The sequence below is a fragment of the Rossellomorea aquimaris genome (assembly GCF_000935355.1).
GTDB lineage: Bacteria > Bacillota > Bacilli > Bacillales > Bacillaceae_B > Rossellomorea > Rossellomorea aquimaris_B.
This window is the reverse complement of record NZ_JXZC01000001.1, coordinates 188794-208140: the sequence shown is the minus strand read 5'-3', so window position 1 is coordinate 208140 and position 19347 is coordinate 188794. Positions and strand designations below refer to the sequence as shown.

Sequence of the window (19347 nt, the reverse complement as noted above, 5' to 3'; positions counted from 1 at the left end):
TATTTTTTACGTATCTTTTTTTCATTTCCGGGCAAATTATTGTAGACGGAGGTGATAAAGATGACAAACAATAACAACAAACAACCACAACAAAAAAACGAAGCAGAATTTGCTCAAGAGCAAAACGCTGCTGAAAGAGCTAGAAAAGCTGCTAAACAACAAAATCAACAAAACCAACAAAATAAATAATAACATAGTGAGCCAATTGAATACTTACAAAGAGACTAGTCTACTGACTAGTCTCTTTCCATGAGTCCCTCTTAACGTTGGAACCCCCATCTATGACAACGCTCCTTTTCATTGATTACTCCCCTTTTGTACCGTTGAATGGAAAATAAAATAGATTTCCATATATAGTAATGAACATTTCTCCTATAATATCTTTAACAAGAAAAAACCTCCCCGGATTGTTCCGGAAAGGTTAGTGTGATAGCTTATTCATACTGGTACTAAATGTGCACATATACAGAAGAAGATAAATTCATTATATGAAGGATAGAAAAAAACTCCAACGATACAACCTGCCTGGTTAAGTCTGATTTTTCTTTTTAAATGGTTTATACGCAACAAAAATCGCAAATACTGCGGATGCAACATTGATAGAGGTCCCGATAACGGGAGACCCTTTAAAACCATCATTATGATACAAATTTGTTAAGATCAGACCAGCAATAAGACTTAGAATGATATTACTCCCTATAAAAACTCCAATAAACACAAAAAATTTCTTAGCGTTTTTCCACAAAATTCAGCACTCCAATATATAAGATATCGTTTAATAGTACAATAACAGTGATATTTAGGAAAGGATAAGAAGCGAGTATCCACGTAAAGGTATGAAGTCGTAAAAAAACAGAGTACGTCAGCTGACGTACTCTGTTTGGAGTTTTACAATTGAATTACTTTTGAACGTTGGCTGCTTGTGGTCCACGAGCACCTTCAACGATTTCAAATGTAACGTCTTGACCTTCTTCTAATGATTTGTATCCTTCACCTTGGATAGCAGAGAAGTGAACAAAAACATCGTCTTGACCTTCAACTTCGATGAAACCGAAACCTTTTTCAGCGTTAAACCATTTAACTTTACCTTGTAACATAAAACAAGTACCTCCTAGTGCAGTTGCACATAAAAATATTTATATTCCTGCTCTGATTAAGATTCAAGACGGATGTTCATCAATCATGTATATTAACCGAACAAAAATAACTATCCTTACTATAACAGATTCTAACGCGAAACTCAAGAAATGATTGGGTCTATTTGTAAAATGCAAAGGTAAATCTACTCTACAATTGTAGGATTATGTTCTTTTGCATAGAGTTTTTTGATCATACGAATTTGCCCTCTATGATTGATCTCATCTTCAAATACATGAAACCATTTAAAAAAGTTATTTCCTTTTTCCCCATACCACCAATCGGTTTCTTCATACAACCAGGGTTCATCAAGTTGTTTGAACTGCTCCACGGTTTTGGACCTGGTTATCTGTAAATTCTTCAGGTAGAATTCAACTGTATTTCCTTTTATCACTTCAGCTGCTCTACTGCCTAAGCTTAACGCAGGTTCCAGGGTGTCTGCATATTCTTCAATTTCATCATCACTTAATTTCTCAAAGGTAAGTACCTGATAAATTTTTTCAACTGCATCAAAATGCGCAAGAAGCATCCCTATTGAATTTGCTTCATCGTGACATCGGTAGTCGAGCACTTCCACCGGTAAGCCCTTCACTTCGCTAATAGAAGTGAACCGTGCATAGTCCATCATTGAAAGGAGTAAAGAAAAGTCTTTTTTCATTCCATTTTTTTCTTTAATTAAATACATTGAGTTGATTTCCATGTTTCTCCTCCTCCAGTTCTTCTCTCTACTATATATTGGATAAATGATGGGAATCTCCTTGTTTATTTTGTCGATTATCCATTTATTGAGGACTGTGCCGGGAATCCTTCAATAAATCTCGTATCTCTTTAAGCAGCTCTTCCTTCTGATCGACCTTCACTTCCGATTTGATCTCTTCTTTGCGTTCCATTTTCTTATATAGCCGTACAATAAAGAATATGACGAGGGCTATGAGGAAGAAATCCACTACGTTTTGCATGAACACTCCATATGTAATGACAGCGTCTCCTACCGTTACTTTTAAATTCGTAAAGCTGATGCCACCAAGCACTATACCTAAAAGTGGCATAATGATATCATCCACAAGGGATTTGACGATTTTACCAAAAGCAGCACCTATAATGACGGCCACTGCAAGATCTATGACATTTCCTTTCACAGCAAACTTTTTAAATTCCTGCCACATTCGCATTCTCCTTTTGTTTATAAATATGTACAGGAACTTGGCCTGTCAGGATTTAGTTTGCCACAATTATACAATTTTATATGATAGGGAGACGTTCTTTCTTCTGCATCAGTGTTTCAGTATTACTAGGCAAAAGGGGGGTTTGCATATTGCATCCAATTAGAATTAAGCAGGAAGCCTTCATCGGAGAATGTTAAATCATAAGCAATGATCTATTTTGCAATGTAACTCGTTAGCTACATGCCTATAATCGGTCCGCTTATGTTACGATGGATGAAACACAATGGGAGGGAATCATTTCATGTTTACGAAGATACCAAAAGAACAGAAAGACACAATGATTGAAAAAATCCAGACATTTTATTATGAGCAGACCGGGGATGAAATTGGAGATTTAGGTGCTGAGAATTGGTTTGATTTCTTTATGAAAGAAATCGGTCCCTATCTCTATAATCAGGGAGTGATGGATTCTAAAGATGTACTGATGGATAAGATGCTTCTTCTCGAAGATGATTTGTATGCCTTAAAAAGACCGGTCAATACTAGATAATCAATACATGCAAAGGAGCAGGACATTACGCCCTACTCCTTTGTTACGTTATGAAGAACTCGATCATCAATTCGACCATTATCATTAACAAGTTCAATCGTGACGGCTTCTTCCTCTTTGTCCTTTATTTCACTTATCAACTTGTCAATCTCTTCCGGTTTTTTTATGTCTATTGTTTTCTTAACCTCAAACTCTTTTGGTGATTCTCCCTGTTTCCGGCTCTTTAGCTCCTCATCTATATAAATCAAATCCGTTCCCAAGGCGCTTTTAATCGTGGTTCCCTGCAGGAAGAAACGGGTTTGAAACGGAGTATTCGGTTCAAGTGCTTTGTCTGTGAGCACTCCTCTGAATGTAATCGTATTGGCCTTTTCATCTATTGTCACTCCACCATCCACGACCATTTCAGCAGCATTCCGGTTACATGCACTTAATAGAACGGCCATAAGAATTCCGGCCATGATGACTACTTTTTTCCCTTTCACTAAGGTGTCCTCCTTATATGTATGTGCTACTTCATTTTACCAAATGTTAAATGCAAAGCGCCAGAAACAATTGTTCCCGGCACTTTCCTTCCTGATTTTTTTATGCAAGAGAAGTGGAATATAATGATAGGGGATTTTATGAAAATGTTAAATAGAGATAGATCAGGGGGAATAATTAAGGTGAGGTGTAAATTTTTTTCAGAAATTAAAGGCTGGTGCCGAAAGTTAGACATCAGATTTTAATGTTTTAATCACAATATAAAAAACACTTGGTGGCTGGATCAAAAGTCGCCAAGTTCACTCTTGGTTTCAGCACACAGTCACAGTGTGTACTGATTTTCGATAAGCTTTTTTGGATCTTCATTTTCGGTTTGATCTTACCACCAATCGATTACATCCAATAAATTCTACCTTACGATCGTTATGTTAACGTTAGATCAATCATTACTAATGGACAAGCAAAGGAATTTCAGATGAACGGGATAGGAATTCAGTTTTATATTGGCCTGATGACTTCACGAACTTGGTGAAATTTGAATTTTTAAATAACATAAAAAGAACTCCTATTCTTTACTTTTTGAGATGCTTATTACATACAGCTTTAAGGATAAACAATTTTTCCTGTACACTTAACATTCTCCAGCATTTAGCACGAATAATCATTATTATTTCCCCTCTCCTTAATTTCATCTTTTACTTACTTCTCTTTACCTCCATTCAAACCATTACAAACACTTCAATTTGCTACATATTTACAAACAAAAATACTTTCTCCGACATGTTGCCCTATCGAAAAAAGTATTAATTGAAAATGAATGTCAATACGTATAGGTAATTGTAGAATTTCTTTTTAGAAAGAATATGTTTAAAGTTGAAATCATGTTTAAAGAAATTAGTCGTTTATTTCTGCTCCAATCAACTTTCTAAGCATGATGTTTTGTAAATCCACTTTTAGAATTCCGCTTATTAAAAGGACGAATTACGAAAGAAGTTTCACAAAATGGTGAAGGACTCTTGCTGTTAGCCCCCATATGACTTTGTCTTCGTAATAGTAAAAATGTTCTTTCATATTTCTTGCCTGCCAGTTGTAATTTTCTCCACCCGGGATTTGTTTGAACGGAAAGCTCTCTTCTGGCTCCATCTTGAACTTTATGTTATACAAGTCCGGTTCCCTTTCCTGAAGATACGTTAACGGTGTAGTAAAGATTTCTTCCACCTCGGCTTGATTGGGTTTTAATTCTTTTAAGGATACATTTATCTTGCCTACATATGGATAAATGATCGTCCCGAACGGAGATACAATATAATCGAGTGGATAAACCTCAGTTATGGTATCCGTATGAATTCCAAGTTCTTCTGATGTCTCCCGAATAGCTGCTGCTTTCTCATCTGAATCGCTTCGGTCAATCCGCCCTCCCGGAAAACAAATTTCTCCTGGTTGTCTTCTCATGTTTAAGGAACGGACTTCAAATAAAACATGCGTTTGGCCGTCGACCTCAATCAAAGGAAGTAGAATAGCATATTCAGAAAATGTTTCGCTTCCAAGTACTTTAGGAGTTCTTTCTTTAATTAGCTGCAGTATCTCATTCACATCCATCCTATCCCCCCCTTTAATATAATCTATTCTATGATTTTCTTTATTATAGTATGAACAAGATCCAAGACCAAACTATACGTATTCCCATTCACCTATTCGTGTTTACCCAGTTCTATCTATGACTCTATCGTGCCATGAATGCATCTTAGAAGAATGCTTATTGATTTTAATTCTTAACGAATAAACATCCTGCCGAATTTTCGGCAGGATGTTTTGTTCCTTATTGAAGTTCCGGACTACTGCGTTTCCATTCCTGAATTCCATCATCCTCAATGATCCCCAACGTTACGTCCGCAATATCCGGATCACTCATTAATTTATCCTGTATGGCGAACTTAATATCATCTGCTTCTGAAAGTGGTAATCCTCTTTTCAGTTCAAGATACGATTCAACATGATAGTATCGTCCTTCCTGAGTGATCCTCAGTTTAAAGATATCAATTACTGCTTCGTGCTCAAATATCGTACGTGCGATTCGGTCCTCGACTTCCTTCGGGGCAGCAACTCCTATCAGACCGACCATGTTGTCATAACCGACCCTAAAGGCCACTCCTACCATGAGGAATCCAATGACAATGGTGACGATTCCATCCAAAAGCTGATAGGCAGTGAAGTAGGACACCAATACAGCCATCAGGGCTAACATAGCCCCTGAAACAGCAACCAAATCTTCATAAAATACGAGCCTTGTCGGTGGTGAAGCACGCTTTACGTTTTTAAACGCTCCTGAGAAAATTCCCAAACCCGTGCTTTCTGCCCTTGCTTCCTGTCCAATTTCCTTCATTACTTTATAAAGAATGGCACCATCGATTAGGATATTCAGTAATAATACCGACACATTCAACCAAATGCCCTTTACCTCAGCGGGATGTTTTAGTAAATGAATCCCTTCCCGTATGGTTTCATAGGCCATAATGGAAACAACGATAACCGCAACCATACAAAAAAGATTGATGACCCTTCCGAATCCGGTCGGAAATTTCTCCGTTGGTTGCTTCTCAGAAAGAACACTTCCAATGAATACAAAGCCTTGATTCACTGCATCAGCCAATGAATGCATAGCCGAGGCGAACATTGCTCCACTTCCACTAATGAAGTAAGCAATCCCTTTTGCAATTGCCAGGATCCCGTTCCCCACCATGGCGAAAAACGATGACTTGTTTCCTTTCTTCACCAAAGAAAAAAATGAATCATTACTCACTTAGCACACCACCTATTTTTAATGCCTATGTAAGTAGTATCTCACCAGAAATAACTTTCATAAGTCAATTGACGAACCTTTTCAGCTTTTCTATACTGAACAATGAATGTATAGATGATTACATAAAGCGAATCTATTTAGGTCAGGAGAACAAAACATGGATTTTACAATTCAAAACCTTTCCTTCTATTTAATACAAGTGGAGGGTAAAGGCGAAGAAGCCGATAAACGGCATAAGCATTTTCAGACGTTAACTGGAACCGAGTATGAAGAAAGTCCATTAAAAAGCTTTTTAGATGGGGAACTAACCAAAATTGTGAAGCGGAAAGTAGACCGGCATTCAAAATCAGAGTCTGCCCCAACAAAAATTGGACGATTTGTAGTGGAACCAGGTCATGAACTGACTTCCAATCCAAACTATAATTTATTTCACCGCACACGTTATGCAGAGAACAAAGAGGATTTTCGCGAAGCCTGCGATCAAATCGTTCAAATGTACATAGAAGCCAGTGCTATCCGCGGTGGTGCATTCCTCGTTGCTACTGCAAAGCTCACGAAATTTTTTGATGATCCGTTTGTGTTCATTATGAAATGTGATTTCGAGCCTAAGGTTGCAACCATTACCGATGAAGCGACTCTGATTCACAATGTCGAAATGGCAATTACCACCAAGAATATGAAATCCATTCAATATCCCTATATGCCTGAAGAAGGAATGATGGACTCTGCAGAAATCAAAATCCATCAAGCTTCACACGCCAGATACTTTGAAGATTTCTTGAAATGGGTGGAGTATGAAAAGTCTATGCCTGAAATCGTCAAATCCCAAGTTTATGGGATGGTGAAGGAACATATTTCAGAAACCTATGCTGAAGAAAGTGATGAACGTGTTGAATTTGAAGAAGCGGTGGAAGAATGGGCAATCAGCCCAAAGCGGGAGCTTCAGGAAAGATTCACGACGGAACAAGTGGTGGAAGCCACCTCCCAAATCGTCGAGCAGTCACCAGAAGTCGAACTGAAGGTGAAACTTGATCATGTCTCCGTTAAAGCTCTTCTTTCCGACTTTGGTGACAGCATTCATTTGGCGAAAGTGAACGGCCGATATGTACTGATGATTGAAAGCGAGTCCGTCATGTTCGAAAAAGGCTTCTCCCCGCTGGAATTTTTAAAACCTGATGAGCTGCATGAAGTGATACAGCGAATACAAGAAAAAGAATAAGCACGACCCATGTACACGGGTCTTTTTTTCATAAAAACCTTGTGTGGATGAAAGAATTTTCATAAAATTTAGTAAGGGAATTCTTTTCATTTTGATTAATTGGAGATGAAACATGCTTACTTCAAAACAGCTTCAAGACATTAAAAACCTGCAGATCGTCTGTGAAAAACACGAAGATATTCATTTAAAGCTAAACTGGGATATGCTTAAAAACCGTACAAACAGCCTGGATGATTTCCTTCACTACAAAGGGGATCATCTGATTGGATTTTTAGGTTTGTACGGCTTTGGTGAAACCTATGAATTATGTGGGATGATTCACCCGGATTACCGTAAACAGCGGCTATTTCAAGAACTACTCCAGGAAGCCATACAGTCGCTAAGATCACGATCTGTTCAAAAGCTCTTACTTAACGCTCCCGGCTCATCGACTTCCGGAAAAGAATTTGTTGAGAAAATAAAAGCCTCTTATGATTTTACAGAATATGAAATGAAGTGGAATAAGAAAAGCTTGTCTATAAATGCTGCTGATGTCCAACTAAGAAGTGCCACTAAAGAGGATATTGAAACCATCATTGACCTTGATGCAAAATGCTTCCAGGTTGTAAGATCTGATGCTGAATCCTATACCAAGAGATTGCTTGAAGAATCAGGGGAAGGCAACTTAATGATTGAATATAATGGAACAACCGTAGGGAAGATTAGAATTCAACGAGTGGATAATCAAAGCTTTATTTATGGCTTTGCTATCCATCCCTCCCATCAGGGAAAAGGCATCGGTAGAAATGCCCTGTCTAAAGTCGTCATGATGGAATCCGAATGGTCCAGCGATATTTACCTGGATGTTGCCGCTACGAACAGGAATGCACTCAAGCTTTATGAATCGAGTGGATTTCAAACCTTCTATAGTCAGGATTACTACCAGTATCCTTTATAAGGTTAGGGTCATAGTAAAGTGTAGAGCACAGAGGTTAACACCCCTGTGCTTTTTTAACGGTAAAATTTATGTTCTATTTTCCAAGTGTCTTCAATGGTCAAAACACCGTGGGAGAAGTAAGGGAGTTTACGTTTATCCGTGGGAGAACCGGGATTAAACAAAAAGACCCCTTTCATATAGCGGGAATATGGGATATGCGAGTGACCAAATATAATCAAGTCAACTTCATCAGGTTGGAATGCTTCGAGGGCTCTTTTTTCCGTTGTTTTTCCCATGCCGTCTCCATGCACCACCCCAATCTTAAGTCCTTTTTTCATAATGATTCTTTTTTGGGGAAGTAACGCCTGAAGATCTGGATCATCAACATTTCCTACAACGGCAACCAGTTCTCCGTACTCCATAAACTCGTTATAAACATCAAGGGTTTGAAAATCTCCTGCGTGAATGATTAAATCACTTTTCTTGAGGTCTTCCTTCAGAATTTCTGGAAGCCCTCTCCTAATTTTAGGCATATGAGTATCTGACACGACTATAATCTTCATTTCATGCTCCTTTTGGTTTCACTCGGCTTTCTCTTTCAAATGATTCCTTTCCATCTCAATTCTCTCAAGGTCAATTCGATTGAATAATGGTGTGGTCGCTTCAATGCTGAGCTCCACCGGCAAAGATACCGGCGCCCATCCTATTTGACTGGCCATCCCCAGCTGAACTGCCAGTTTTGAAGAAGTGAAGGGTAAAAACGGCTGAATAAGAATCCTTACATTACATAATACGTACAGGAATTCTTCCAGTACCTTTTTCCCTTCCTCCCAATCCTCTCTTATAACATTCCACGGTTTCTTTTCATCAAAACGCTTATTCGACCATCGAATAAATTCGAATGCTTCTTCCAGTCCCTGTCGAGTTTTTCCTTCTTCAATCGCTTGACCGACAGAAAGAAACGTATCTCCTATTTTTTGCTTAATTTCATTTGGGACAACAGAAAGTGTAAGTTCCTGACCAAATTCTTTCCCATAAAATTTTAACGTTCGTTGAACCAGATTCCCCAGAGCCCCCAGCAGTTCACTGTTATGACTATAAATGAATTCTCTCCAGGAGAAATCTGCATCTCTCTTTTCCGGTGCATTAATGGTGAGAAAATACCGAATGGAATCTGGATGATAGTCGTTGAGAAGATCCTTCACCCAAACAGCCCAGTTCCCGCTCGTTGAAATTTTCCTTTTTTCAAGCGTCAGGTATTCATTTGAAACAATATAGTCAGGAAGATTCCTTTCGCCAATTCCTATAAGAATGGCCGGCCAGATAATACTATGAAAAGGGATATTATCTTTCCCATGAACATAATAGGACGTGGTTTCCTCCTGCCAAAAGTCTTTCCAATCACGCTGGTGATCCCTCGCCCACTTTTTTGAAGCACTCAAATAGCCACTCACTGCTTCTATCCATACATAAATTTTCTTATCTTGAAAACCTCGAATCGGGACACTAACACCATTTTCTAAATCCCTTGTCACCGGTCGGTCATGCAAGCCCTCTTTTAAATAGCGACTTGTGAGCTGAAGAGCATTATCTCTCCATCTAGTACCGTTATCCTTCAGTAATCGTTGTAGAGGCTCCTGCAATCTTGAAAGGGAGAAATATAAATGCTTTGTCGTTTTAAGAACCGGTTCATGACCACAAAGCTTACAGCTTTTATCGATTAAATCAGTGGGGTCTAAAACCGTCGAGCATTGATCACACTGATCACCTCTTGCCCTCGAGCCACATACGGGACAGGTTCCTTCCACAAACCGATCCGGCAAAAATTGATGATCATGCTCACAATACGTTTGCTCCACTTCTTTTTCATAAAGCCAGCCCCGTTGATAAAGGGTGGTAAAGATGTTTCGAACTTCTTCATGATGATGTGAGTGATCAGTTCTTGTATACTCATCATAACTAAAGCCTAAGGCGTGAAAACACTCCAGGAACTCGTAATGATATCGATTCGCGACCTCTTCAATACTTGTTCCTTCCTGTCTGGCCCGAATACCAATGGGGGTCCCATTACAGTCACTTCCTGACACATAGAGAACATCCTCTCCTTTTAAACGGTAATATCGTGCAATAATGTCCCCTGGCAATAGGGCTGCGATATGCCCTAAATGTAACGAGCCATTTGCGTATGGCCAAGCGCCACCAATAAATATAGTCATGACCTTTTCCTCCTCCTGAACAATATAAAAAACCCCTCGTCCTAAGATATCAATCGACATCTAAGGACGAGGGGTTGAACTCGTGGTACCACCTTAGTTTATAGCTTGCTCACACAAGTCTATCTCAGCAAGTACGGAGCATAAAAAAGCTCTTATACCGTGACAAGGATAACGGATGCCCACTCCCGTCCTACCCTACACCAAAGTGGTTCGAATAGAATGCTCCGAGACCATTTTCCATAACGAGTTACCCTGCTTCTTTTCAGCTTCCGAAGCTCTCTGATAAGGGGCTCATCCATGTACTCTTCTCATCAACGCAAATTAGATTTGTTTATATTATGCCACTTTTTCAAAAAATTGCAACATTACTTTCGAGGTTTTATTTGTGTCTATTAGTGGAAAGGTGAATAGACGATACTATTTTTATTAGAACAGATTTCTGCAAAAGAGGTGATGCCCTGTTGTTTTCATTACAAAAGCAATTCAAGCGTCCGAATGGATTGCTTGGCTGGTTAGTCGGAAAAGTAATGGAATTTGATAATCGAAAAATTAACAATTGGTCCATTAAGCAATTATCCATTAAAGATGGCGATCATATTCTGGAAGTAGGCTATGGACCTGGATATTGTATTCATCGGATTTCCAGTCGTTTTCCTAAATCGCTTGTAGATGGGGTTGATATCTCTGAGACAATGAAGAATGCTGCACAGAATAAGAATGAAAAAGCCATTGAGAACGGAAGAGTTCGCTTATTTGTTCATGATATTAGTCAATTTGAATTGAACAACGTAGCGTACGATCGGATCTTTTCCGTCAATAACTACCCCCTTTGGAAGGACCAGGAAAAATCCCTTTCACATTTATATAATATGCTAAAAAAGGGCGGCATCCTTCTCATCACCGTCCAACCACGTGGGGATGAAGAAAGGGATAGCCGGGCGAAACACTATGGAGAAAGTATTTCTGAAGCATTGCATGAAGCTGGCTTTAAAGATATCACTCTTTCTTATAAGAATGTTAAACCCGCTTTAACGGTATGTGTGAAGTGTGTGAAGTAAATTTGCAAATATAAAAACCTCCTGAAGAACGAACAATTCTTCAGGAGGTTTTTTCTATACTGTTTACATGTTTTTAATCAACATTAACCCGTACAAATCATTAATAAATTCCCGTTGATATCTCTAAAGTTAAAATAAGAAAAGGCGGGAAACGTGATGATCCCAGATTCAATTGTGACTTTCTTTTCGTGAAGGTCTTCTCTTACTTTTTCAATTTGAGTGCTATGAAAATTAAAGATTGGAACATTAGAAGCAGGTGGAGTAAATCCTTTTTCCTCTTCTAGAGTTAGGGATGTTTCCCCCATCTGAAAAGTATAAACGGGAAGGTCCTCAATTTCACTATACTGCACGGGATCGATTTCAAAACCTAGCACTTTTTCGTACCAATCCACAGACTCCTTTAGATTAGCCACGGGGATAAACACTGTATTCAGTTTTCTTTGAAGCATATAATTTCCTCCTTATGTAGCCGGCTTTTCCATAAAATGAAAATCCTTTTATTTATCGTGAACTTGAAGTGGGGCTCGAATCCCTATATTGTCAGATTAATAGAAATAATTGTATATTACAACCTAATCCTCCGCATTTCTGTCCAAATCTAAAACAGTCAGCCCGCATAGGGCTGACTGTTACCATTTTACTCTTCAGTGTTGCCTTCTTCAGTATTACTTTCTTCTTCCATGTTTTCTTCCGTTTCAGTACCTGTGTCTTCCTCTGTGTCTCCACTGCATCCGGCTGCAAATGTTACTACTGATAGAGCTGTCATTAACATTAATAACCACTTTTTCATACTTTTCATTTTAATAGCCTCCTGTTATGATGCTTTGTTTACTACATCTCTATCATACTGATTTCAGGAGGAAAAAGAAGGCTATTTACCTTTATTTAACACACATTTAGAATCTGTTAATCTAGGCGTTCATTTATTTACGAATCATTCAGTAATCTTTACAAATTTAATGCTTTAGCCTTTGAAGCATTGATTAATTCTTTTATTTCATCAAATGATTCATGCTGAATCAAATCGATTATTTTGCTTCCAACGACCACTCCATCACAGTACTTACTCATAGTACGCACATGGTCAGGGGTGGATATTCCAAACCCGGCAAGTACTGGGACTTGACTGTTTTCTTTCAATTTATTCAGGTGGGCTGAAATAGTGTTGCCAAATCCTTCTCTACTTCCAGTAATACCATTAATCGTAACCGCATAAAGGAAACCTTCAGTAACGGAAGCCAATTCCTGGATTCTCTCTAAAGGACTTGTTAGCGTTGCTAATTGAATAATAGCGATTCCATTTTCTTGAGATGGTTCCCGGACCAAGTCATGATGTTCAAGCGGCAGATCAGGAATGATCACACCGTCCACCCCTGCATTCTCACAATCTAGAAAAAAACGCTCTACTCCATATTTGTAAATGGGGTTAATATAGGTCATAAAGACTAACGGGATGCCTATTTCCTTTCTGCTTTCCTTTAGCACTTCAAACACTTTTTGCAGTGTCGTCCCATTCTCAAGTGCCCGCTTCCCTGCCTCCTGGATGGTCGGGCCATCGGCAACGGGATCCGAGAACGGGATCCCGACTTCTATGGCCGTCGCCCCTCTTTCTTCGAGCATTTTCAGGGTCGTTATCAAGGTCTCTATCCCCCCATCGCCTGCCATCACGTAAGGAATGAATAGTTTGTTCCCTTTACCCAGTTCAGCTTTAAACGTATTTTCAAGAAATGATTTACCCATGTTGATTACCTCCCAGTAACTCTTTCACTTGTTCCACATCTTTATCTCCTCTGCCGGATAAACAAATCACTACTGACTCCTCTTCTCTCATTTTCCCAGCTAACTTCACCGCATAGGCGACTGCGTGTGAGCTTTCAAGTGCTGGTATAATTCCTTCTGTCTGGGACAGCTGCTTAAATGCATCTAATGCTTCCCCGTCTGAAATAGACGTATATTCCACTCTATCAATGTCTTTCAAATAGCTATGCTCCGGCCCGACACCAGGGTAATCAAGGCCAGCTGAAACAGAGTGGGCTTCCTGAATCTGCCCTTCATCATTTTGCAGCAGGTACATCATGCTGCCATGAAGAATGCCGACGGACCCCTTTGTTAATGTGGCTGCATGTTTGTCGGTTTCAACCCCGCTTCCAGCCGCTTCTACGCCGTATAAGTCAACTTCCCTATCATCAATGAACGGGTGGAACATCCCGATGGCATTGCTCCCGCCTCCAACACAAGCGACGATTGCCTTTGGCAGGCATTTTTCCTTTTCGAAGAACTGTCGCTTTGTTTCTTTTCCGATTACACTTTGAAAATCCCGTACCATTTTAGGGAATGGGTGTGGCCCTAACACGGAGCCGATAATATAGTGTGTGTCCTCTACATTTGCGACCCAGTAGCGCAGGGCTTCATTGACTGCATCTTTTAGCGTGGCGCTTCCCTGGGTTACACTTACCACTTTCGCTCCCAGTAGCTCCATTCTGAAAACGTTGAGCTTCTGTCTGCGAATATCTTCCTCCCCCATAAAAATGACGCAATCCAGGTTTAATAGGGCGCATACGGTTGCCGTTGCGACACCATGCTGCCCTGCTCCAGTTTCCGCCACGATTTTTCTTTTGCCCATCCGTTCGGCGAGCAGGGCCTGACCGATTGTATTATTGATTTTATGAGCACCCGTATGATTGAGGTCCTCACGTTTTAAGTAGATTTTCGCTCCCCCCACCTGTTTGCTCAGATTTTCAGCAAAGTAGAGAGGATTTTCTCTTCCTACATAATCCTTTAAGTAGCTTTGAAGTTTCGCTTGGAATTCTTCATCCTTAGAGGCTTCATCATAAGCCTTTTCCAATTCTTGAACAGCCCTCATCAATGATTCCGGAACGAACCTTCCCCCGAATTGTCCGAATAACCCTTTTTGATCTGGTTGTGCGTATATCATCTCAATTCCTCCATTCATTTATTAATCAATCGTTATACCGACTTCGCCTCTCGAATAAATGCTTCTATCTTTCTTCTATCCTTCTTCCCATCCGTCTCCACACCACTAGAAACATCCACCATATAGGGACGGACCTTTGTGATGGCCTCCCGAATATTATCCCGATTCAATCCACCGGCAAGAATCAAGCGCTGAGGGGTGTTTAGTGCATGGACATAATCCCAATTAAACGTTGTCCCATTCCCTCCACGATGAGGCCCCTTTCCACTGTCCACCAAAATCATCTCTCCGCCAAAGTGTTCAATCCCATCTAAGTCTTCTTTTTCCTTTATCGAAACCGCCTTGATAAAAGGAAGATCGAGATTATTACAAAATTGAACTGATTCATCGCCATGAAGCTGCACGTAATCTAGATTTACTATTCTGGATATTTCTTCCATATTCTTTTTAGATTCATTTACAAACACGCCAATTTTTAATACATGAGAAGGTAGTGAAGCACTTATAAGTGCTGCTGATTCCACGTCAATTTTTCTTTTACTTTCTGCGAATACGAATCCTATCGCATCAACTCCTGCTTCAAGTGCCCAGAGAGCCTCTTCTTGCCTTCTTATTCCACACACCTTTACTTTGGTCATTTCACCACGCCTTTTCTTACTTGTAAGGAAGCAAGCTTAGTTGCCGGGTCATTACTTCTCATTAACGTCTCTCCTACCAGGACCCCATCCGCTCCAGCGTTTACGACTCGATGACAGTCTTCTACATTTCTTATTCCACTTTCGCTTATGAACACGATATCAGTTCCATTTACCATGGAGCTGAGAGTTTCTGTGATCAGAAGATTGACTTCAAATGTTTTCAGGTTACGATTATTCACACCAATTATAGTTGCCCCTAATTCCATAGCGACATTCATTTCTTCTGCATTATGAACTTCTACAAGAACTTCCAGGCCAAGCTCCGTTGCATAAGAATATAATTCTTGTAATCTGTTTACATCTAAAGCAGCCACGATAAGAAGAATGACATTTGCCCCAGCGTCCTTGGCACGATCTATCTGAATTTCATCGATTATAAAGTCCTTACAAAGAATTGGGATGGATACTTCTTTTCGAACATTTGCGAGATCCTCCATACTTCCTTTAAAGAAAGGAGCATCGGTTAATACCGATATGGCACAGGCTCCCGCTTCTTCATACTTCTTTGCTTGGATCACGGGATCCACATCTGTCCGGATATCTCCTTTTGATGGAGATGCCCGCTTAATTTCTGCAATCACCTGTAATTTGGAAGCTGATTTTAATGCTTCATATAAGGAATGACTGGGACTTCCATTATAATAATGGGATTCATACCCTCCATTCTTTAACACTTTCACTTCCTCTTTCTTTTTTTCAAGAATAGTTTGTAGAATGGTAGACACTTAAATCACCTGCTTTCGACGTTGTTGACTATAACGAACTAATGAGTGGAGCTTTTCTTTTGCACGGCCGCTCTCAATACTTTCTCTGGCAAGCTCTACACCTTCTACAAAGCTGGCCGCCTTGCCATGAGCGTACAGGCCGATTCCGGCATTGAATAACACCGTATCAGTGTAAGCCCCTTCCTTCCCATTCAATACTTCTTCTAAGATGATGGCATTGTCTCCCGCGTCCCCTCCACGTATCTCTTCCAGGGAATAACTCGGAAGGCCGACATCTTCTCCCGTTAAAGTGAGTGAAGTAATTTCCCCTCCATCCAGCAGAACGAGATGATTCTCTCCTGCTAATGAGGCTTCATCCATGTAATCAGCCCCATTAAGCACAATCGCCCGTTTTCTGCCCAGTGCATGTAAAACATGGGCCATCGTTTCTAATTTATCTCTTCTATATACCCCAAGGAGTTGAGTTTCCAGATGAACCGGATTCGTTAAGGGACCAATGAGATTAAAGATGGTAGGAATCTTTAATTCTTTCCTAACCTTCATTATCTTTTTTAAACCTGAGTGGATATGGGGTGCGAATAGGAAAGCTATATTGGTTTCATCCAGTAAACTTTCAACCTCATGAGATTGAAAATCAAGTGCCACCCCCAAATGTTCTAACACATCTGCACTACCTGTTTTACTGGAAATACTTCTGTTACCGTGTTTCGCAACCTTCACCCCGGCCCCGGCAAGAACAAATGCACTCGTTGTACTAATATTAAAGCTCTGGGATCCGTCTCCACCTGTTCCACAGTTATCCAAGATTCCTGTTAATGTGCTTTTAATAGGCATCGCTTTCTCCCTTAAAACTTCAACAAGAGCGGTAATTTCATCTACAGTTTCCCCCTTCATTTTTAACAGGGTCAGGAAACAGGCGATTTGACTATCCTTTGTTTCTTCAATGAACAATTTTTCTACTGCCTCTCTCATCTCTTCTCTCTCTAATGAATGACCGTTAGATAACTTCTGTAGATAGGGTTTCACGGTTATTCTCCTTTCTCATCTGAACTAAAAAGTTTTGAATGATTTTCTTTCCTGTTTTCGTACCGATGGATTCTGGATGAAATTGAAGCCCGTACATCGGATACTTCATATGCTTTATCGCCATGATCTCTCTATCATCCATGGACAAAGCGACAGTCTCTAATTGTGTCGGCAGGGTCCCATTCTTAATCACCAGGGAATGATATCTCATCACCTCTAATGGTTGCGGCAGATATTCGAATACTCCGCTGCCATCGTGTTTAATGAGGGATGTTTTTCCGTGCATGACTTTCTCAGCCACTTCAATGGTTGCCCCGAATGCTGCCCCGATTGCCTGATGCCCTAAACAAACCCCTAAAATCGGCACACTAGCGTGAAGATTCTGTATTATCGAGATGCAAATACCCGCATCTTCCGGTTTCCCTGGACCAGGGGATAAAATGATTCCCGCAGGATTCAATTCCTTGATTTCCTCTAATGAAATAGCATCATTCCGTTTCACGGTTACTTCTTCACCGAGCTCTTCTATATATTGATACAGGTTATACGTAAAAGAATCATAGTTATCAATAAGAAGGATCATCCTGTCACCTCCAATAATGATTTAGCCTTATTCATGGTTTCTTCATATTCACTGGCTGGGTCTGAATCATAAACAATACCGGCACCGGCTTGAACATATGCCGTTTGATCTTTAAGAACCATCGTCCGGATGGCAAGGGCAAAATCCAAATTCCCGTTCACCCCGATATACCCGACGGCACCTGAGTACACTCCGCGCTTTCTGGTTTCAAGTTCATTGATGATTTGCATCGCCCTGATTTTCGGTGCTCCGCTGACCGTACCTGCCGGTAAGCAGGTTGTTAATGCTTCCAGTGGTGTTATTTCTTCTTTTAATTCACCCTTTACTTCCGAAACGATGTGCATGACATATTTATATCTTTCAATCGTTAAATACTTTGAAAGGTAAATCGAGCCGACCTCACAGACTCTGCCTAAATCATTTCTGCCTAAGTCAACCAGCATTCGATGTTCAGCGATTTCTTTTTCATCTGAGAGTAATTCCTTCTCTAGCTCCCTGTCCAGATCATGTGTTTCTCCCCTTCTTCGCGTTCCTGCAATCGGGTTGGTGGTGATTTCCCTCCCTTGCACTTTCAGCAAGCTTTCTGGTGATGCCCCCATTACGACATAATCCTCGAAATCAATGAAGAACATGTAAGGGGACGGGTTGGATTTCCTCAAGCTTCTATAGAATGAAAATGGATCCCCGGTAAAGGACGCCTTTAGTCTTTGAGAGAGCACGACTTGAAATATCTCACCTTCTCCTATGGATTGCTTTGCCCTCTCCACCTTTTTCATGAATTCGTCTTTTGAGGTTTGAGCATGGAAGGAAAGGCGATCTAGTTTCTTTTTATCAGTTTTCAAATACACATTGTTCAACTCAGCCTCGACTTCCTTCACCTTTTTATCCAGATCCCCTTTTTGATCCTCTGTCCATTCATTCATGATTACAATAAACACTTTGTGTTCCAGATGATCAAACACAATGACTTTTTCATAAAACATGAGATGAATATCCGGCATTTCCAATTCATCTTGAGGAGTAATACCGATGTCTTCGTAAAGTCGAATAACGTCATATCCCAGATATCCAATCCCCCCACCTGTAAAAGGAAAAGGCGCAGCTTTTAGTTCGTGGGTAGGAATAAGGCTTTGTATGATTTGGATGGGATTGCCCACAATTTCATTCATTTCATTTGCAGATGATTTTTTTAACTGTACGGTATTTCCGTATGCTTTACATTCTAAAAATGGATCACTCCCCACAAATGAATACCTACCGGATTGTTCATGCTTCAATGAGCTCTCCAATAAAAATTTCTTCTTACCTTTTAACGATTGAAAAAGTGAGATGGGTGTAAATATGTCTCCGTTTAATTCTTTCACCACATAATCCAATGCTTGCTGTTTCATCATTTCATGCCTCCAATTTATGTTCCATCCTTAAAATCCATAAAAAAAGTCCCCTATGAACAGAAAAATCCGTTCATAGAGGACGATGCTGACCGCGGTGCCACCTCTGATTGGGATACAATGTATCCCCTCTTGCTTCAAGTACGGGGTCTATCACCCGATACTCTATCCTGTTAACGGTGGAATTCCGTACGATCCTACTTCCATTCAGATCATCTCTCATAAGTCCATTCCATACAAGCTATCATGCCAAGGTCTCACCATCCTCAGCTCTCTGTCATGCATCACTTGAATGTACTCCTCTTACTCAACGATTTATCATTATTCAGTTATAAAAAAAGGGCATCTCGATCCATTTACATCATGTAAAGGACGAGATACCCGTGGTGCCACCTTTGTTGACTGCCTGAACAGTCCACTCAATCGTATCGAAGCGGTTTGCTTGAA

At 40.1% G+C, this 19347-nt stretch carries 22 protein-coding genes and 3 other annotated features (1 of these 25 only partly in view); of the genes, 5 read left to right on the top strand and 17 right to left on the bottom strand.

Annotated elements, in window-relative coordinates; translation table 11 throughout:
• The first annotated feature begins 60 nt into the window (after positions 1–60).
• Entirely contained in the window at positions 61–189 is a 129-nt protein-coding gene (locus TV75_RS22440; RefSeq protein ID WP_301280403.1) for a hypothetical protein, read from the top strand.
• Positions 190–899: 710 nt separating this feature from the next.
• Here TV75_RS22440 and cspD read toward each other — a convergent pair.
• The 3 genes from cspD to mscL all read right to left on the bottom strand — a co-directional run bounded on the left by cspD (position 900) and on the right by mscL (position 2303).
• Entirely contained in the window at positions 900–1097 is a 198-nt protein-coding gene (gene cspD / locus TV75_RS01110; protein ID WP_032088076.1) for a cold-shock protein CspD, read from the bottom strand.
• A 185-nt stretch (positions 1098–1282) separates the two neighbouring features.
• Positions 1283–1837: a DinB family protein gene (locus TV75_RS01105; protein WP_082051096.1), complete on the bottom strand. Its 555-nt coding sequence runs from the start codon at positions 1835–1837 to the stop codon at positions 1283–1285.
• 82 nt (positions 1838–1919) lie between these two features.
• On the bottom strand, positions 1920–2303 hold the full coding sequence (gene mscL, locus TV75_RS01100; RefSeq protein WP_044336658.1) for a large conductance mechanosensitive channel protein MscL: 384 nt from the start codon (positions 2301–2303) through the stop codon (positions 1920–1922).
• A 301-nt stretch (positions 2304–2604) separates the two neighbouring features.
• Here mscL and TV75_RS01095 point away from each other — a divergent pair, with 301 nt between their 5' ends.
• Positions 2605–2853 carry a DUF2164 domain-containing protein gene (locus tag TV75_RS01095; RefSeq protein WP_044336656.1) on the top strand — a complete coding sequence of 83 codons (249 nt, stop codon included), beginning with the start codon at positions 2605–2607 and terminating at the stop codon, positions 2851–2853.
• A gap of 32 nt (positions 2854–2885) precedes the next feature.
• Here the strand turns inward: TV75_RS01095 and TV75_RS01090 are convergent, their stop codons facing one another.
• From TV75_RS01090 to TV75_RS01075, 3 genes are all read right to left on the bottom strand, one after another.
• Positions 2886–3335: a hypothetical protein gene (locus TV75_RS01090; protein ID WP_044336654.1), complete on the bottom strand. Its 450-nt coding sequence runs from the start codon at positions 3333–3335 to the stop codon at positions 2886–2888.
• 979 nt (positions 3336–4314) lie between these two features.
• Positions 4315–4932 (bottom strand): NUDIX hydrolase, encoded by a 618-nt coding sequence (locus tag TV75_RS01080; RefSeq protein WP_044336651.1) that lies wholly within the window; start codon positions 4930–4932, stop codon positions 4315–4317.
• A gap of 220 nt (positions 4933–5152) precedes the next feature.
• A complete protein-coding gene (locus tag TV75_RS01075; RefSeq protein ID WP_044336649.1) occupies positions 5153–6133 on the bottom strand; it encodes a cation diffusion facilitator family transporter in 981 nt (326 codons plus the stop codon).
• A gap of 157 nt (positions 6134–6290) precedes the next feature.
• On the opposite strand from TV75_RS01075, the gene TV75_RS01070 reads away from it, so the two are divergent.
• Together TV75_RS01070 and TV75_RS01065 are read left to right on the top strand one after the other, a co-directional pair.
• Positions 6291–7352 carry a DUF3900 domain-containing protein gene (locus TV75_RS01070; protein WP_044336647.1) on the top strand — a complete coding sequence of 354 codons (1062 nt, stop codon included), beginning with the start codon at positions 6291–6293 and terminating at the stop codon, positions 7350–7352.
• A gap of 112 nt (positions 7353–7464) precedes the next feature.
• Positions 7465–8289 carry a GNAT family N-acetyltransferase gene (locus TV75_RS01065; protein ID WP_044336645.1) on the top strand — a complete coding sequence of 275 codons (825 nt, stop codon included), beginning with the start codon at positions 7465–7467 and terminating at the stop codon, positions 8287–8289.
• Positions 8290–8342: 53 nt separating this feature from the next.
• Here the strand turns inward: TV75_RS01065 and TV75_RS01060 are convergent, their stop codons facing one another.
• On the bottom strand, positions 8343–8831 hold the full coding sequence (locus TV75_RS01060; protein ID WP_044336644.1) for a metallophosphoesterase family protein: 489 nt from the start codon (positions 8829–8831) through the stop codon (positions 8343–8345).
• An 18-nt stretch (positions 8832–8849) separates the two neighbouring features.
• Positions 8850–10544: a methionine--tRNA ligase gene (gene metG / locus TV75_RS01055; RefSeq protein ID WP_082051095.1), complete on the bottom strand. Its 1695-nt coding sequence runs from the start codon at positions 10542–10544 to the stop codon at positions 8850–8852.
• Positions 10544–10808: a binding site (T-box leader), on the bottom strand. It overlaps the preceding gene by 1 nt.
• Positions 10809–10945: 137 nt before the next feature.
• Between metG and TV75_RS01050 the strand changes: the two genes are divergently transcribed.
• The gene (locus tag TV75_RS01050) at positions 10946–11542 is read left to right on the top strand and encodes a class I SAM-dependent methyltransferase (RefSeq protein WP_253275451.1); all 597 of its coding nucleotides are present in this window, start codon (positions 10946–10948) and stop codon (positions 11540–11542) included.
• A gap of 83 nt (positions 11543–11625) precedes the next feature.
• Here TV75_RS01050 and TV75_RS01045 read toward each other — a convergent pair whose 3' ends face one another.
• From TV75_RS01045 to trpE, 9 genes are all read right to left on the bottom strand, one after another.
• A complete protein-coding gene (locus TV75_RS01045; protein ID WP_044336640.1) occupies positions 11626–11991 on the bottom strand; it encodes a VOC family protein in 366 nt (121 codons plus the stop codon).
• Positions 11992–12179: 188 nt separating this feature from the next.
• Complete coding sequence (locus tag TV75_RS21710) at positions 12180–12341, bottom strand: hypothetical protein (protein WP_156142293.1); 162 nt, start codon at positions 12339–12341, stop codon at positions 12180–12182.
• A 149-nt stretch (positions 12342–12490) separates the two neighbouring features.
• Positions 12491–13282, bottom strand: a complete 792-nt coding sequence (gene trpA / locus TV75_RS01040; protein ID WP_044336638.1) for a tryptophan synthase subunit alpha — start codon at positions 13280–13282, stop codon at positions 12491–12493.
• On the bottom strand, positions 13275–14477 hold the full coding sequence (gene trpB, locus TV75_RS01035; protein WP_044336636.1) for a tryptophan synthase subunit beta: 1203 nt from the start codon (positions 14475–14477) through the stop codon (positions 13275–13277). Before trpB ends, trpA begins: the two co-directional genes overlap by 8 nt.
• Positions 14478–14509: 32 nt before the next feature.
• Entirely contained in the window at positions 14510–15115 is a 606-nt protein-coding gene (locus TV75_RS01030) for a phosphoribosylanthranilate isomerase (protein ID WP_044336634.1), read from the bottom strand.
• Positions 15112–15900: an indole-3-glycerol phosphate synthase TrpC gene (gene trpC, locus TV75_RS01025; protein WP_044336632.1), complete on the bottom strand. Its 789-nt coding sequence runs from the start codon at positions 15898–15900 to the stop codon at positions 15112–15114. Before trpC ends, TV75_RS01030 begins: the two co-directional genes overlap by 4 nt.
• The gene (gene trpD / locus TV75_RS01020) at positions 15901–16926 is read right to left on the bottom strand and encodes an anthranilate phosphoribosyltransferase (protein WP_044336629.1); all 1026 of its coding nucleotides are present in this window, start codon (positions 16924–16926) and stop codon (positions 15901–15903) included. It lies immediately after the preceding gene.
• Positions 16898–17509 (bottom strand): anthranilate synthase component II, encoded by a 612-nt coding sequence (locus tag TV75_RS01015; protein ID WP_044336627.1) that lies wholly within the window; start codon positions 17507–17509, stop codon positions 16898–16900. The genes trpD and TV75_RS01015 overlap by 29 nt, the downstream gene beginning before the upstream one ends.
• The gene (trpE, locus tag TV75_RS01010) at positions 17506–18903 is read right to left on the bottom strand and encodes an anthranilate synthase component I (RefSeq protein ID WP_044336625.1); all 1398 of its coding nucleotides are present in this window, start codon (positions 18901–18903) and stop codon (positions 17506–17508) included. Before trpE ends, TV75_RS01015 begins: the two co-directional genes overlap by 4 nt.
• A 72-nt stretch (positions 18904–18975) precedes the next feature.
• Positions 18976–19220 (bottom strand) — a binding site (T-box leader).
• A gap of 45 nt (positions 19221–19265) precedes the next feature.
• Positions 19266–19347 (bottom strand) — a binding site (T-box leader) (it continues 164 nt past the right edge of the window).